Source organism: Anaerococcus sp. HMSC065G05, from assembly GCF_001812365.1.
GTDB classification, from domain to species: domain Bacteria; phylum Bacillota; class Clostridia; order Tissierellales; family Peptoniphilaceae; genus Anaerococcus; species Anaerococcus vaginalis.
The window spans coordinates 98910-115404 of record NZ_KV808699.1; the positions used below are offsets into that span (position 1 = coordinate 98910).

The following is a 16495-nucleotide window of genomic DNA, read 5'->3' on the forward strand; positions in this document are numbered from 1 at the left end:
ATATATATACCCCCCTAAGTTTAATGTAAACCTTTAGTTTTTTCTTTATTAAAATTTATTGTATAATGAGATAAATGCAAGGAGGAGAAATGGAAAAAACAAAAATTAATGATATTTTAACTTATGATTTTTATTCAAGTCTTGAAATATCTAATGACGAAAAATATTTGGCTTTTTTAAAAACAAATGCCGATTTAGATGAAAATAAATACAATTCTTATCTTTATCTTTTTGATATAGAAAAAAATAAAAAATATAAAGTTTCTGATAATAAAAATATTGGAATTTTTATTTTTGATGAAGATGATAATTTAATTTATAAGGAAAAATCCGACGATAAATTTGATTATTTTTATAAAAAAGATAGGTCAATGGGAGTTGGAAGTTTAGAATTTAAAATTGATAAAAATGTTTCATATATCAAAGATTTAAAAAATGGATATTATTTAATAAAAGCGTCTGACAAATTAAGTGAGGACGAAAAGAAAAAACAAAAGGAAAATTCTTTTTATAAGGAAGTTACCAAATTGCCTTTTTGGTTTAATGGCACAGGTTATATAGATAATCAAAAACAAAGTCTTTACCTTTTCAAAAAGGAAGATAAAAGTCTTCAAAAAATTAGAGATTTTGAAAATGATAGTCTAAATGCTTTTGCAATAAATAAAAACACAAACAAATTAGCTCTAGTTTTGGGAAAAAATGATAATAAAGTTTCAAGGCTTAAAGATGATTTGATAATTTTAGATTTAGAAAATAAGGAAGAAAAAATTATAATCGAAAATGAATTTTCATATTATGATTTATTTTTTAATGACAAAGATGAAATTATTTTTGTGGCAAGTGATATGAAAAAAGGCGGAATAAATGAAGACGCCTTTATCTACAAAGGCAATTTATCTGGAGAATATAAAAAAATAAGTCCTGATGATTTTGACAAATCTTTTGGCAATTCTATTGGTAGCGATGCAAGATACGAAGCTTATAGGACTTTTTTTTACAAAAACAATAAATTTTATTTTGTAGTTACAGAAAAAGAAGAATCAAAACTTTATTCCTTAGATGAAAATGAAAATATAAAACTGGAAATTTCTGGTTGCGTTGAAGATTTTGCAATAGCAAATGACAATATTTATTATTTTGCAATGACAGAAGATAGAATTTCCCACTTAAAAGAAAAGAAAAATGGCAAAATTTTATTTGATAATAAAATAAATTCATCACTTGGAAAAATCGAAGAATTTTTCTATGAATCAAACGGCGATAAAATTAGAGGATTTGTTCTTTTGCCAGTAGATTTTGATAAAAACAAAAAATATCCTACCATTTTATCAATCCACGGCGGACCAAAAACAGAATTTTCAAATATTTTTCACCACGAGCACCAAGTTTTTGCAAATGATGGATATATAATTATTTATACAAATCCACACGGTTCAAGTGGAAATGGCGTAAAATATTCTGATATTAGAGGAAGATATGGAACTATTGACTATGAAGATTTGATGAATTTTACAGATTTAGCTATAAAAAAATATCCACAAATTGATGAAAATAATATGGGAGTTTATGGCGGATCTTATGGTGGATTTATGACAAATTGGATTGTTTCACACACAAACAGATTTAAGGCTGCAAATTCTCAAAGATCAATTTCAAATTGGACTTCATTCTATGGAGTTTCTGATATAGGATATTATTTTGCGCCTGACCAAACAGGGGCAAATCCTTGGGATAATTTAGAAAAAATGTGGGAGCAATCTCCTATTAAACACGCGAAAAATGTAAAAACTCCAACAATGTTTATTCATTCTGACGAAGATTATAGGTGTCCATTGGAACAAGGTCTTCAAATGTATACAAGAATAAAAGAAAATGGCATTGATACAAAAATGTATATTTTTCACGGAGAAAATCACGAATTGTCAAGATCAGGAAAGCCAAAAGCAAGGATAAAAAGAATAGAAAAAATTAAAGAATGGTTTGATGGGTACTTAAAATGAAAGGAAAAATAAAATCAAAAAAAACAAAAAAATTTATTTTTACCCTAATCGAAAGAGCAAAGTCCCACGATATTATGACCTTGGCATCTTCTCTTTCCTATTATTTTTTGTCAGCAGCAATTCCCATGCTTTTGGTTTTGTTAAATCTTGTCACAAAATATATGAAAGGTAACGAAGATGTAATTGTAGAATTTATTGAGCTTTTGCCAGAAACAATAAGAGGTGTAATTTTGATGCTTGTAAAATCAATTATTAATTCATCATCAGTTTCAACACTTTCTACAATCACATTGATATTTGCCCTTTGGTCAGCATCAAAAGGAGTTTCAAAAATAATTCTTGCAATAAATGTAGCCTACGGACTTGAAGACGATCATTCCATGATAAAAAATAAAATATTTGGATTTTTGTATACATTTATCCTTATTTTTATCCTAATATTTTTATTTTTGCTAAGAATTTATTCAAATGGAATTTTAAATTTAATAGAAAATGTATTGCAACTTGTAAATTCTTCATTTTCTCTTGAAAAATTTACTTGGCTAATCAATTTAGTTTCAGGAATACTTCCGCCAATAATTTTAATTCTTGGTCTAAGCCTTTTATACAAGTGCGCACCTTACAATAATTCAATAAAAATAAGCTTCAAAGACGCCTTTGTCGGCTCAATTTCTACAACAATTATGATTACAATAACAAGCTTTGCCTATTCATTTTTCTTAAATAATATGAGCAATATGTCTGTTATTTACGGAGCTTTGGCAGGAATTATAGCCTTATTAGTTTGGATGCTTTTATTTTCATTGACAATAATTTTGGGAGCAGAAATCATTGCAGCCTATATGAAAACAAAAAATAAATTTACAGGATTAAATTAAGAAAAAAAATTTTAAAATTATTGAATCATAATATAAAAGCTTTTGGAGTGATTTAATGAAAAAAGAACTAAGACGTTATTTTATAAATAACAGAAAAAAAATCCCAAAAATCGATAAAAAAATTTGGGATGAAAAAATAAAAAATAAACTTATATCAAGCGATTATTATAAAAGTGCTAAGTCGATTTTTATTTATTATTCAACAGAAGATGAAATTGATACAAAAAAAATAATAAAACAAGCATTTTTAGATAAAAAGGAAGTTTATATACCAAAAATTATAAAAAATTCTGAAATGATTCCAGTTTTGCTCACTTCATTTGATGATCTTATAGATGGAGCATATAAAATAAAAACATCAAAACTTGAAAAAAGTTTGGAAAAAATAGACCTTACAATAGTCCCAGGACTTTCCTTTGACAAAAATAAATACAGGCTTGGCTATGGCGGAGGATTTTATGATTATTACATAAAAAATCATAAGTCCTTTTACATCGGTTTATTTTATCAAATAAATAAATCTTACAAATTAAATTTCGACAATTTTGATCAAAAATTAGATTTAATAATTACAGATAAAAATATATTCTAAAGAAAAAACTCTAAAGTTTTATTTAAGACTTTAGAGTTTTTGTTTATATTTTAAAAAATTATAGATACTATAGAAAATATAGAAGCACAAATTATAAGTAAATTCCAAAATAAAGATTTGTTTTTATATACCAAAACAAAATTTACAAAAAATATAATATAAAAAACAAGCATAATGAACTTAGCTAAATTTTCAGGCACATTATATCCAAAATAAGAACTAACTATAATGAAAATCATAGCTATAGCGAAAATCGCCCTTATAGTTTTATAGTATAAATTATCCTTTAACTTTTCAAAATTCATATCCTTTCTCCTCGCTATGAAATATTTTTTGAGCTTTTATTCTTGATTTATATTGTAATTTTATTATAAAGAAAATCGTAATCATTATCAATAGCTTTTTAAAAATTTCTATTTAACTTCTAATAAAATTTTTTATTTAATTTCTAGTAAAAATTTTTTTTAATTCAAAATAAAAAAAGACAGCAAAGATAAATTTTCTACTTAACTCTACTGCCTTTTTAATTTAAAATCTTAATATTTATTATTTTTTTGGAACAAGTTTTTCCATTCCGCCCATATACATTTGTAATGGTTTTGGAATTTTAACTGAGCCATCTTCTTGTAATAAGTTTTCTAAAAATGCAATTAACATTCTTGGAGGAGCTACTACTGTGTTATTTAATGTGTGAGCAAAATAATTTCCTTTTTCTCCTCTTAATCTTATTTTAAGTCTTCTTGCTTGAGCATCTCCAAGGTTTGAACATGAACCTACTTCAAAATATTTTCCTTGTCTTGGGCTCCATGCCTCAACGTCGCAAGATTTTACTTTTAAATCTGCCAAATCTCCTGAACAACATTCGAGTGTTCTTACAGGAATTTCAAGAGATCTGAAAAATTCTACAGTATTTTGCCATAATTCGTCGTAAAATTTCTTTGAATCTTCTGGCTTACAAATTATAACCATTTCTTGTTTTTCAAATTGGTGGATTCTATAAACTCCACGTTCTTCAATTCCGTGAGCTCCAACTTCTTTTCTAAAACAAGGAGAATATGATGTCATTCTTAGTGGCATTTCGTTTTCATCTGTGATTGAATTTATAAATTTACCAATCATTGAGTGCTCACTTGTTCCGATTAAATATAAATCTTCGCCTTCGATTTTATACATCATATCTTCCATTTCAGCAAAGCTCATAACGCCTGTAACAACGTCAGATCTAATCATAAATGGTGGAATGTGATATTCATATCCCTTGTCAATCATAAAATCTCTTGCATAAGAAAGAATTGCTGAATGAAGTCTTGCAATATCTCCTTTTAAATAATAAAAACCTGCTCCTGATGTATCTCTTGCAGAATCTAAATCAATTCCATTAAAACTTTCCATAATATCAACGTGATAAGGAACTTCAAAATCTGGAGTTACATTTTCGCCAAATCTTTCAATTTCTACATTTTCGCTGTCATCTTTTCCTATTGGAACTGAATCGTCAATTATTTGTGGGATAACTTGCATTTTTTCTTTTAATTGGTCTTGGAATTTTCTTGTATCTTCTTCAATTTGAACAAGTCTATCGTTAATATCAGAAACTTCTTCTTTTACTTTTTCAGCTTCATCTTTTTTTCCTTGGCCCATAAGAGCACCAATTTGTTTTGAAGTTTTATTTCTTTTTGCTCTTAAATTATCTCCCTCAGTTTTTACATCTCTTAATTTTTCATCAAGCTCAATTACTTCATCAACCAAAACTAATTTTTCATCTTGAAATTTTTTCTTGATATTTTCTTTTACAAAATCTGGGTTTTCTCTTACAAATTTTATGTCTAACATATTTCCTCCTAAATTTTTTACAATAAAAAAATCTCATCCCAAAAGGGACGAGATTATCGCGGTACCACCCAATTTAATGAAATAAATTCATTCACTTTAAATTTATAAGCTCAAAGACGGATTCATTAACTTTCACCAAAGATTTTCACCAACCATCTTCTCTCTAAAGGTTATTTTTAATTACTACTTCTCATCACAGCTCTATTCAATTAATTCTAGTATACTTTTATTTTTATTTTTTTCAAACATTAACAAATTTTTCAATAGCAATTTGAGGAAGTCCTATATCACAAACTACAGTTTTATCCCTAAAATAATTATCTTCATAAAGACCTTTTTTTAAAATTTGCATACAAACAATTAAGTCGCTATCAACATAAGATCCATAATTATTTTCCCCATTTGCATCAAAACCTGATGGCAAATCAATAGAAATCGTGTAAATATTTTTTTCATTTATCAAATCAATTATATTTGCATAAATTCCAGAAACAGGTCTGTTTAAACCAGTTCCAAATATTCCATCAACAATTGTATTTACCCTATCAAGATTTTTTCTCAAAAAATTCATATCTTCAATTGTTTCAATTGAATAAATATTTTTTGTAAGATTTTTGCAAGCATTATAATTTATTATAAAATCTTTGCTTGCCTTGTTTCTATTTCCAATAATATAAATATCGCAATCCTTAGAAAGGGCAAGCAAATTTCTAGCAAGAGCAAGACCATCTGCTCCGTTATTTCCACAAGAAACAATAAGAGCAAAAGAGTGTCTAATTTCAAGATTAATATTTTCCATTACAGAAAGTGCTGCTCTTTCAACCAAACACAAAGATGGAATTTTAATTTCATTTATAGCATAACTGTCAATATTTTGCATGGTTTCACGATCTACTAAAAGCATATTTTACTCCTAAAATAAAAGTCTTAAATCTTCTCCAAAAATTTCCATTACGTCACTTGAACCAATAATTCTTGAAAAAATCCTATCTCCATAAAACTCCATTAGCTCATCTTCAGAATAGTTTGATGAAAAAATAATTGGTTTTTTGTTAATCATCCTATCATTAACTATTTCAAAAAGATTTGATTCATTAGAATTTCTGTCATTTTCGCTTCCCAAATCATCAATTATCAAAAGGTCAGATTCAAAAATCAAATCATATCTTTCTTTTAATTCCTCTTTTCTTTCAGAAAAGGCATACAAATAATCATTCATAAAAGAAAATAATTTTGTAGCTGTAAGATAAATAACTGAATAATTTCTATCCAAAATTTCCTTGGCAATAGAATTTATCAAAAAAGTCTTGCCCCTTCCAACATCTCCAAATATATAAAGATTTTTATAATTTTTTGAGAAATTTTCAACATACATTTTTGCATCATTTTGAATTCTAATTATGTTTTCGTAGGGACTAATTGGATAATCTTTGTAAAGATTTTTAGAATATAAATTTGCGTTAAATGTTCTAAAATTTTCTCTTTGAACAAGCCTACTAATATTTGATTGGGAATATTTTTTCTCTATTATAAGTTTTTTTCTACACCTACAAATTTGTGTATTTACAAAACCTGTATCCTTACATATATCACAATGATAATGGATTTTTAAATAGTCTTTTGGGTAAGAATTTTCAAGTAAAATTTCTTCCTTTTGTCTATCAAGCTCTTTTAATTTTTTCTTTAATTCATCTACATTAATTCCTTCTTGAGCCTTTGTTATTGCCATTTGCCCAAGCGATGCAATAGTTTTGTCAATAACTTTAATTCTTGGGAATTTTTCGTAGATTTCTTTTTTTCTTTTTTCTTGTTCTTCTTTATTTTTTATTCTTCTTTTTTCAATTATTCTTGAAATATTGTCATTGGGACTCATATTATATCCCCTCCTTCAAGAATTTTTTTAAATCTTTCTTCCCTAGCCTTTTGTGCATAAGATTTTTCATTTGGATTTTTATTTTTTGACCTATAAACTTTTTTTGCACTCTTATATTTTCTAGGAGATTTTTCTCTCATTAATTTTGCTCTTTCTTCTTTTATTTTTAAGTCATTTAAGGAAAAAATACTTTGATCTCTCCAAGTTTTTAAAAATCCCATTACATATTTTACATCAACATTATTTACTTCTTTTGCTTGCCTAAAAGCTTCTGTAACAAGCTCAGGATCTTGTTTATATTCATCTAAAGTTTCGTGAATTCTTCTAATATCTTGTGGAGTAAGCTGTCTTTGAATAATTCTTTCAACCTGATTAAACATTACAGATTTTCTTTTTGAAGTATCAAGCATATTTTCGCTTGCATTTTCCTTTGAATTTCCAAAATAAGCTTGTCTTAGAGAAATTATTTCAAGATAAAAAGTCCCATCTCCCCTATCTTTTTTTCTAAATACTCCCATATTTGTCCAATATGAAATTACTTCGTTCATTTTTTCATCATCAAAGGCAAGTTGCCTTTTTATTTTTTCTAAATCAACTTCTCCACTAGATTTTAAATCCTTATATAAAAGCAAAAAAACTTTTAGGCTATCTCCGTCTGCCATGGGTACGTATGTATTTAAAAACATATTTTCAAATGATGTTTCTCCCATATCCAAACTTAAATTTTGAATTTTAAATTCCAAATTATTACCTTCCATCTTTTCTTATTTTCATTTTTGTAATAAAACTATAAATTTTGCCATTTTTCATTAAAAAATATTGGTCATCAGGATATATCTCTTGATTTTCAAAAATTTCTATTGTATCGCCACATTTTTTAAATCCTAATTTTTCATACAAAGAAATTGCTCTTTTATTAAAATTATTTACATCAAGATAAAGTTCATTAAATTTTAAATCCTCAAAATAATAATCAAGTAAGATTTTCATAGCCTTAAAACCATAACCTCTTGAAGTATATTGTGGATCAAAAACAATTCCCAATTCACTTTTTCTTAAAATCGGATTATAATTTTTTAGACCAATAAAGGCAATAAAACTATCATCGTCAATTTTTCTTACTGCAAAATATCTTTTCTTATAAATATTTACATTCATAAACCAAACTTCGCAATCAATTTGAGAAAAATTCCCATAATTATAGCCTTTTAATCTTTCATCTTCATTCATTGACCATTTTCTTAAATCATAAGCATCATCTAAGTCTAATTTTTTTAAATATATCTTATCGTCTTTTCCTATTATTTTCATTTTATTTTTCATCATGACTTAGGTCTTTAAAAGTTGTACATTGTTTGTGGAAAAATAATTCCATAAGACCTGTTGGCCCATTTCTGTGTTTTGCCAAAATTACTTTTGCCACATTAGGATTATCATCTACGTCATAATAATCTTCCCTATACAAAAGCATAACAACATCAGCATCTTGCTCGATTGCTCCTGATTCACGAAGATCTGATAAAATAGGCTTGTGATCAGATCTTTTGTCAGCCTCACGCGATAGTTGGGCAAGTGATAAAACTGGGCAATTTATTTCTTTTGACAAAGATTTTAAACCTCTAGAAATTTGTGCAATTTCTTGTTGCCTATTATCAAATCTTCCCTCGCCAGTCATAAGTTGCAAATAATCAATTACAATTAAATCAAGTCCTTCTTCTGCCTTTAATCTTTTACATTTACTTCTAAGCTCTGACAAAGTAATTCCTGCAGTTTCATCGACGTAAATTTCTTTTTCTTTTATTTTTGTAATTGCATTTATAATTTCAATCCACTCGTCAGCTTCTAAATTTCCTGTAATAATTTTTTCAAGATCAATCATTGAAACCATAGAAATTAATCTTTGATTTAATTGATAAGTTGACATTTCTAATGAAAAAAACGCAACTGATTTGCCAGCGTTTGCTGCATTCCATGCCATAGTAAGACCAAGAGCAGTCTTTCCCATCGCAGGTCTTGCTGCAAGTAAAATTAATTGGGAATTTTGAAGACCTGACAGTTTATCATCAACACTTGAAATTCCCGTCGTAACTCCAGTTATTTTTCCTTCATTTAAACTTAAAAGTTCAAGTTGTTTTATTGTTTCATCCATAGTTTCAGAAACTCTTACAAGGCCCTTTTCAAGATTTTTTTGGCTTATTTCAAAAATTTTTGATTCTGCCATTTCTATAACTTCTTTAGCATCTTTTTTTTGCTCGTAAGATTTTCCAACTATTTCATCACACGCACCAATTAATGCTCTAAGGAGAGCTTTTTCTTTGACATTCTCACAGTATTGATCCATATTTGGAGTATAAAATGAGGAGAGTGTTATCTCTACAATAAACTGCTCTCCTCCAACTTCCTCCAAGATGTTTTCTGATTTTAATTTTGATATAAGACTTACTTCATCTATTTTTATATCTTTTTGATACATATTAACTAAAGTCTTATAAATTCTTTGGCATCTTGAATCATAAAACTCATAAGGCTTTACTAATTGTATAGCCTGATCTATGGTTTCACTTTTTGTAATTATACAACCAATTATGGCCATCTCTGAAGAAATATCACTAGGCATTTGCCTAAGATTTTCTTCCATTATTCTGCCTCAACCTTCACTTTTAATTTTGCAGAAACTTGTTGGTAAAGCTTAATTGTAACTTCATAATCGCCAAGTGAATCAATGTCAGCCTTGTCGATTTTTTTCTTATCTACTTCAATATTTTTTTCATCAAGAGCTTTTTTAATATCCATATTTGTAATAGAGCCAAATAATTTTCCATTTTCTCCAGCTTTTACCTTGATTATAACTTCTGTTTTTTCAATTTTTTCTTTATTTTCCATTGCAGCTTTTATGTTTTCATCTTCTTCTTTTTTTAATTTTTTAAGATGCTCATCAAGCTTTGCTAAATTTTCTTTATTTGCTTCTACTCCAAGATTATTTGGTAAAATATAATTTCTAAAATAACCTTGTTTTACATTTACAACTTCACCTTTTTTACCAATTTTTTTAACATCTTCAGTTAATATTATCTTCATTTTTTTCAACTTCCTCCTCTAAATATTCTTTTATAGCTTTTTTAAGCATAATCTCTGCTTCTTCTATACTCATATCAAGTTGGGTTGCAGCTGAAGTTAAATGTCCTCCTCCGCCAATTCTTTCCAAAATTAATTGAACTGAAATATCTCCCAAACTTCTTCCTGATATATGGATTTTATCATTTGATCTTGTCAAAACAAAACTTGCTTTAACACCTTTTATATTTAATAAATCATCTGCAGCTTGACTTGCAATTAAAGTTGAGCCATCCATTTCTCTATTAAAATGACCTATTGCAATAAAATCATTTACAACTGTCGAATCAGCTATTACTTCTGATTTGTATTTTACTATTTCAAAATCATCTTTGAACATTCTTTTTATTATAATTGAATCTGCTCCCCATCTTTTTAAAATTGATGCGGCTTCGAAAGTTCTTACTCCTGTTTGATAAACGAAATTTTTTGTATCAACAGTAAGTCCTGCAAGAAGGGCTTCTGCAACCGGAACTCTTGCCTTAAATGATTCATCAAAATAATTTAAAATTTCTGTTACAAGCTCGCTTGCACTTGAGGCATAAGGCTCAATATAAGAAATTGTTGCATTTCTTATATAATCGTTTCCCCTTCTATGATGGTCAATTATTACAATTTGTTCTGTCCTATCTATTAATGATGGAGCTTCTGTAGAATTTTTTCTGTGATTGTCTGTCACAATTACCAAAGATCCTTGATCCATTAGTTCCAAAGCTTTTATTTCTGTAACAACATTTTCTCTAAATCCTTCCAAGTCTTCAACAGTTCTATTGTAAATATTTTCTATTGGTTTGTTTACTTCATTTAAAACAAAATAACATTCCTTGCCAATACTTTTTATTCCTTCATAAATTCCAAGAGCTGAACCAAAAGAATCCATGTCTGGATTGTTATGTCCCATTACAAAAACTTTTGATGATGTTTCTACCATTCTTTTTAAAGCTTGTGATATTACACGGCTTCTTACTTTTGAAATTTTTTCTGTTGCTTTTGATTTGCCACCAAAATATTCGTAATTATCGCCTTCTTTTATTACAACTTGATCGCCACCACGCGAAAGAGCAATATCTATCGAAATTCTAGATTCCTCGTAAATATCAATAGGCTTTGAACCTGATAAACCTACACCAACAGAAAGAGTTGGTTGAATAGAATTTCCTTTTTTAACTTCTCTTACCAAATCCAAAATTTTAAATTTACTATCATAGATTTTTTTGTAATCATCATAATGAATCATTACCATGTACCTATCATTTTCATATTTTCTAACCATGGCACCAAATTTTTCAAAATAATTCATTATAATTCTATCAATTTCTCCAGTAAGAGATGATCTATCGCTTGCCTTTGTGGATTGTCTTAAATCATCAAAGTTGTCAATATACATTGTCAAAACAACAAGGCGTCTGTCTTTAAATATTTTTTTGATATTTTCATCAGATGTATTATCAATTCCATAAACAAAAGTAAGCTCATCATCAAATTTTTCTCTTTTTATTGTGGAATAATAAAATTCATAAACCTTATCGTAAATATCAACAGTTATAGGATCCGTTGATTGTTTAGAAAAATCTATTTGGCTAAAATCTGTTATAAAATTATTTACACTTTTCCCTATTAAATTTTTCGCCTCAAACAACTCCTTAAAATTAGAATTATGCCACTTAATTGTTTTTCCATCTTCCAAAATAACAATAGGAAATGGCATTTGAAATACAACGTTTTTAGTTATTTCATCAAAAGAATAATCCAACTCATCAATATATGCTTGGAAAAAATCCTCATTATTATCATCAATTTTTTTTATATAAAAATATAATAAAACTACAAGGATAAGTCCTATAGTTGCAAAAATTTTCTCATAAAAAAACAAGATTATCGAAATAATTAGAGGTAAGATTAGTATAAAAATATAATTTTCTTTCGTAAAATACCTTAATTTTTCCTTCATGCTATCCTCGCTTTTCTTCTTAAATTCAAAAATACATCAATAAAACCGATTATGGCTATTATTTCTGATATGTAAGCAAACAATATAAATAATAAAAACCAATTAATTATTCTTGCTGCTTTGCTTTTCTTTAGTGATACAAAATAATCTATCAACAAAACCCCATTTACACAAAATAATAATTTTAAAGCCATGATTGAATTTAACAAAATAAATTCATTTGAAAAAGATAAAACTTTACATAATATTGCTGAAATAATTAGGCAAATAAAAATATCTCTTAAATCTTTTATATCAATTCTAATTGTGTTAATTCTTCTTAAATCCCTTATATTTTCATTTTTATAATTCAAATAATTTCTAACAAGTTTTAGTGAAATCATGCTGTAAATCAAAGAAAAGAAAATAAAAACTAAAGGTATTGTTTTAAGACTTTTTCTTATTATTTCCTTATCAATTTTAAAATTTTGATCTTTAAATATTTTTTCTATTGCATCTACTAAAAAATTAAAATTAATATCTGACTTAGAGTAAAGATACCCAATAATTGTCAAAGATAAAACCGAAAAAATTATAGTAAGTACTTTCAAACTATACTTATCAGTTTTATTTTTCTTAATTAAATCATATAAAACATTTCCAAAAATTATCATAGGAGACATTAGAAAAATAGTTATCCTAATATTTAAAATTGCGGAAAATAAACCTGTCGTAAATAAAAATATCATTTTATTTTTATCATTTAATTCCCACAATTTTATGGCAGTAAAAATTGGAATAAAAAACGCAAATACCAAAAAACGCGTTGATAAAAATGCTAAAACAACATTTATTAAACCAAAAATTATTGCTCCTAATTTTTTATTTTTCTTTAAATAATCATTCATAAAAATCCTTTCTATTTTTTAGGATGTTTATCACATAGATTATACGATTTTTGAGGAAAAAAAGCTAACCTAAAAAAATCAAAACAAAAAAATAAAATAATTTAAGTTATTAAGCAACCATTTCCATTAAAAATTCAATATTTCTCCTTATTTTTATTTTTTACTTATGGTATATTAAAATTAAGAAAAAGGAAATGATAGTATGGAAAATAATAAAAAAATAAGCCTCAGCATTCTTTCTGATATTCATATTTTAGCAAGATCTTTGATGGCTAATAATAAAGAATTTAATATGGCTATCAAATATGACAGAAAATTTTTGGTTGAAGGCGAAGGGCTTTTGAAAAAAGCATTAGAGCTTGCAAGTCTTAATGATAGCAAATATATAATAATTCCTGGTGATTTGACAAAAGATGGAGAAAAAAAATCTCATCTAGAAGTTAGGGAAATTTTAAAATCTTGGATTTATGAAAATCCACAAAGAAATATATTTTTAATTCCAGGAAATCATGATATAAATAACAAGCAAGCTTTTGATTATAAAAATCTCAAAAAGACTGATTATATTGAACCTAGAGAATTTTTTGAAATATATGATTTTTTGTACAAAGATAAGGTTTTGGAATTTTATAAAAATTCTAATATTTTCAAATCTCATCTAGATTTTGTAAATAAAAAATTTAACAGAGATTTTAAATATTCTTATTATTGCCAAGGATATGGATCTTATCTTGCAAGAATTGATAATAATTTAGAAAATAAAAATTCTCTAACTTTACTTTTTATTGACACTTCAATTTATTCTTGTGATTATGAACAAAATCATAAGGATGGCAAAACAAATGTGGTTGGAGCCCTTGATAAAAATGTTATGAAATGGGCGATTGAAAAAATCGATGAGGCTAAATCCAGAAAAGATATGATTTTTGTAATATCTCATCATGCTTTTATTCCAAATTTTAGAGATCAAAGACTCGTCTTGGGACCTTTTATTATAAAAAATTGGAATGAAAAATATATTGACGATGATCCTAGAATAAATGATAAGCTTCCAATTGAAGTTTTGGCAGATATGGGAGTGAAATTTTTATTTACAGGGCACTTACATGAAAATGGAACTGCAAAATATAAATCTGTTTTGGGAAATGAAATATTTAATATTCAAACTGGCTCAACTGTAACCTATCCTCTTCCAATAAGACACATTAATGTTTTGGATGATATAGAAGAATTTAATGGATTTTCTGTTGATTTAAAAACTCAATTAATCAAATCTTTTTCTTACGAAAATTTATCAGGAGAAACCATAAAAATAGAAAATTCAATTGCCTACGCTTTAGAAAATCAATTATCACTAAAAGATGTTTTGTTTAATTATGTTCATTCCATGGCAAAAAATCCTATGATTTCTGAAATGAATATTAAAAAATTTTTAGTTGATAGCATAAACACAGCTTTAAAAATAAATCTTCCAAAAGAAGGATATATAGGAGAAGTTTTAAAATTTTACAAGGATAAATTCCCAATTCATGTTGAAAAATTAGGTTTTATAAATATTTTTGATGCAGATGGGGAAATGTTTATAAAAATTGATTCATACAGGTCTCACGCCATAATAAAAGCAAAAGACTTAGAAGAATGCCTAGAAATTTTGATTGAGCAATTTGAAGAAAAAATAATGACAACAGAAAATATAATTTTTTATTATGATAAGCTTATGAAAAAAGGTATTTCTATGCCAATTTCAAAAGACGGACATAGCTTATATGATTTTTCAAATTATATTTACCAATACAAGGCGCTTGATGAAAAAACAACTCCATCCTATGTAGTTGAATTTATGGCAAAATTAAATAATCCAAATTATTCAATCACAGACCAAATAATTGATTATTGCCAAGATGAGATTAATGAAATTTTTGAATTTTTAACAAAAAATATAAGATTTGAAATTGATGGTTCAAAAGATAAATTTTTTAATAAATTAGTTGCTATAAAGGGAATATTTTTTAATAGTTTAATTAAATATTTAAAAAGAAAATCAAATAATTTGTTCGACCTTCTAACTTTTATTTCAAAATTTATTTTGAAAAAAAGAAGAGTTGAAGGAGTCGACCTTGCAAAATATATAGTAAATTATAAAAAAATCACAAATATAAAACAAAATTTAGGTAAAAAAATGCTAGGAAGAGCAAATCTTAGATCATATATAATAGATTTAGTAAAATCAATCAACAACGAAGTAATTGAAACTTACGAAAATGAAGATTTAAATGAAAGAGATCATTATTTTTCTTACGTAGAATACGAAGATGAATAAAAAACGGTGCTTTTGTAGAAATAATTTAATTCTACAAAAGCACCTATTTTTTTAATTAAAAATCAGATAAATCTGCTTTTCTTTTTTCAAGGAAAGCTGTCATGCCTTCTTTTTTGTCGTGAGTTTCAAAAGTTGATGCAAAAGTGTTTGCTTCTAATTGAATTCCTGTGTGGAGGTCAGATTCTACTCCAAGATTTATAACTTGTTTTGCAAGTGTTACTGCATAAGATGCTTTTGAAATAATTTTTTCTGCCATTTTTGTACAATAATCAATCAATTCTTCTTTTTCAACAACGTGATTTACAAGACCAATTCTGTAAGCTTCGTCAGCTTTTATAGAATCTGTTGTAAAAATTAATTCTTTTGCAATTCCTTTTCCAACAAGTCTTGGAAGTCTTTGAGTTCCACCAAATCCTGGAATAATTCCAAGACCAACTTCTGGTTGACCAAATAGAGCATTCTTAGATGCAACTCTAATATCACAAGCCATAGAAATTTCACAACCGCCGCCAAGAGCAAATCCATTTACAGCTGCAATTGTAACTTGTGGCATTTCTTCAAGCATATTAAAAGTTTCATAAGCAAGCATACTCATTGCTCTTCCTTCTTGTGGTGTAGCATTTACCATTTCAGAAATATCAGCACCAGCTACAAAAGATTTTTCTCCGCCACCAGTAAGAATTAAAACTTTTACATCTTTTCTATCTCTTATATCTGAAAAAGTTTCATTTAATTCTTTTAAAGTTTCTGAATTTAAAGCATTTAAAGCTTTTGGTCTATCAATAGTTACATAAGCAATTTCATTTTTTACATCTACTTTTACGTTATTCATATTTTCTCCTTTAAGATTTTTTTAAAAACGCTTTCTATAAATTCATCTTATAACATTGATTAATTTTTGTCAAGCAAATATAGTAAATAGAATTATAAATTAATTCGAATTTTTTTAAAAATTTGCAAATAAAAAATCCCCTTATGGGGGAATTAAGACTATTTACAATGTATACAAACCCTCACGCTAAGAATATCATACGGAAAAAATTGATT

Annotated in this window: 15 protein-coding genes and 1 other annotated feature; of the genes, 4 read left to right on the plus strand and 11 right to left on the minus strand. The window is 26.8% G+C overall.

Annotated elements, in window-relative coordinates:
• Positions 1–89 precede the first annotated feature (89 nt).
• Genes HMPREF2852_RS04195 through HMPREF2852_RS04205 form a run of 3 tightly spaced genes read left to right on the plus strand, consistent with a single transcriptional unit; the run spans position 90 to position 3470 of the window.
• The gene (locus HMPREF2852_RS04195; protein WP_070606086.1) at positions 90–2000 is read left to right on the plus strand and encodes an alpha/beta hydrolase family protein; all 1911 of its coding nucleotides are present in this window, start codon (positions 90–92) and stop codon (positions 1998–2000) included.
• Positions 1997–2878 (plus strand): YihY/virulence factor BrkB family protein, encoded by an 882-nt coding sequence (locus tag HMPREF2852_RS04200; RefSeq protein WP_070606088.1) that lies wholly within the window; start codon positions 1997–1999, stop codon positions 2876–2878. The genes HMPREF2852_RS04195 and HMPREF2852_RS04200 overlap by 4 nt, the downstream gene beginning before the upstream one ends.
• Positions 2879–2933: 55 nt before the next feature.
• Positions 2934–3470 carry a 5-formyltetrahydrofolate cyclo-ligase gene (locus HMPREF2852_RS04205; protein ID WP_070606090.1) on the plus strand — a complete coding sequence of 179 codons (537 nt, stop codon included), beginning with the start codon at positions 2934–2936 and terminating at the stop codon, positions 3468–3470.
• Positions 3471–3520: 50 nt separating this feature from the next.
• On the opposite strand, the gene HMPREF2852_RS04210 is transcribed toward HMPREF2852_RS04205, so the two are convergent.
• The 10 genes from HMPREF2852_RS04210 to HMPREF2852_RS04255 form a co-directional block, all read right to left on the minus strand.
• Complete coding sequence (locus HMPREF2852_RS04210) at positions 3521–3775, minus strand: hypothetical protein (RefSeq protein ID WP_070606092.1); 255 nt, start codon at positions 3773–3775, stop codon at positions 3521–3523.
• Positions 3776–4016: 241 nt separating this feature from the next.
• A complete protein-coding gene (gene serS, locus HMPREF2852_RS04215) occupies positions 4017–5303 on the minus strand; it encodes a serine--tRNA ligase (protein WP_070606093.1) in 1287 nt (428 codons plus the stop codon).
• Positions 5304–5343: 40 nt separating this feature from the next.
• Positions 5344–5509: a binding site (T-box leader), on the minus strand.
• A 35-nt stretch (positions 5510–5544) separates the two neighbouring features.
• Positions 5545–6207 (minus strand): NAD(P)H-hydrate epimerase, encoded by a 663-nt coding sequence (locus tag HMPREF2852_RS04220; RefSeq protein WP_070606095.1) that lies wholly within the window; start codon positions 6205–6207, stop codon positions 5545–5547.
• A 9-nt stretch (positions 6208–6216) separates the two neighbouring features.
• Positions 6217–7176 (minus strand): ATP-binding protein, encoded by a 960-nt coding sequence (locus tag HMPREF2852_RS04225; RefSeq protein ID WP_070606097.1) that lies wholly within the window; start codon positions 7174–7176, stop codon positions 6217–6219.
• Positions 7173–7934 carry a DnaD domain-containing protein gene (locus HMPREF2852_RS04230; RefSeq protein WP_070606099.1) on the minus strand — a complete coding sequence of 254 codons (762 nt, stop codon included), beginning with the start codon at positions 7932–7934 and terminating at the stop codon, positions 7173–7175. The genes HMPREF2852_RS04225 and HMPREF2852_RS04230 overlap by 4 nt, the downstream gene beginning before the upstream one ends.
• Positions 7924–8499, minus strand: coding sequence for a GNAT family N-acetyltransferase (locus HMPREF2852_RS04235; RefSeq protein WP_261668047.1), 576 nt, complete (start codon positions 8497–8499; stop codon positions 7924–7926). Before HMPREF2852_RS04235 ends, HMPREF2852_RS04230 begins: the two co-directional genes overlap by 11 nt.
• Complete coding sequence (gene dnaB, locus HMPREF2852_RS04240; protein WP_019117421.1) at positions 8489–9814, minus strand: replicative DNA helicase; 1326 nt, start codon at positions 9812–9814, stop codon at positions 8489–8491. The genes HMPREF2852_RS04235 and dnaB overlap by 11 nt, the downstream gene beginning before the upstream one ends.
• Entirely contained in the window at positions 9814–10254 is a 441-nt protein-coding gene (gene rplI / locus HMPREF2852_RS04245) for a 50S ribosomal protein L9 (RefSeq protein ID WP_004839128.1), read from the minus strand. The genes dnaB and rplI overlap by 1 nt, the downstream gene beginning before the upstream one ends.
• Complete coding sequence (locus HMPREF2852_RS04250) at positions 10235–12241, minus strand: DHH family phosphoesterase (RefSeq protein WP_070606101.1); 2007 nt, start codon at positions 12239–12241, stop codon at positions 10235–10237. Before HMPREF2852_RS04250 ends, rplI begins: the two co-directional genes overlap by 20 nt.
• A complete protein-coding gene (locus tag HMPREF2852_RS04255) occupies positions 12238–13128 on the minus strand; it encodes a DUF2232 domain-containing protein (RefSeq protein WP_070606103.1) in 891 nt (296 codons plus the stop codon). Before HMPREF2852_RS04255 ends, HMPREF2852_RS04250 begins: the two co-directional genes overlap by 4 nt.
• A 202-nt stretch (positions 13129–13330) precedes the next feature.
• Between HMPREF2852_RS04255 and HMPREF2852_RS04260 the strand changes: the two genes are divergently transcribed.
• Positions 13331–15448, plus strand: coding sequence for a metallophosphoesterase family protein (locus HMPREF2852_RS04260; protein WP_070606105.1), 2118 nt, complete (start codon positions 13331–13333; stop codon positions 15446–15448).
• A gap of 55 nt (positions 15449–15503) precedes the next feature.
• Here the strand turns inward: HMPREF2852_RS04260 and HMPREF2852_RS04265 are convergent, their stop codons facing one another.
• A complete protein-coding gene (locus HMPREF2852_RS04265; RefSeq protein ID WP_004839134.1) occupies positions 15504–16280 on the minus strand; it encodes an enoyl-CoA hydratase-related protein in 777 nt (258 codons plus the stop codon).
• Positions 16281–16495: the final 215 nt, after the last annotated feature.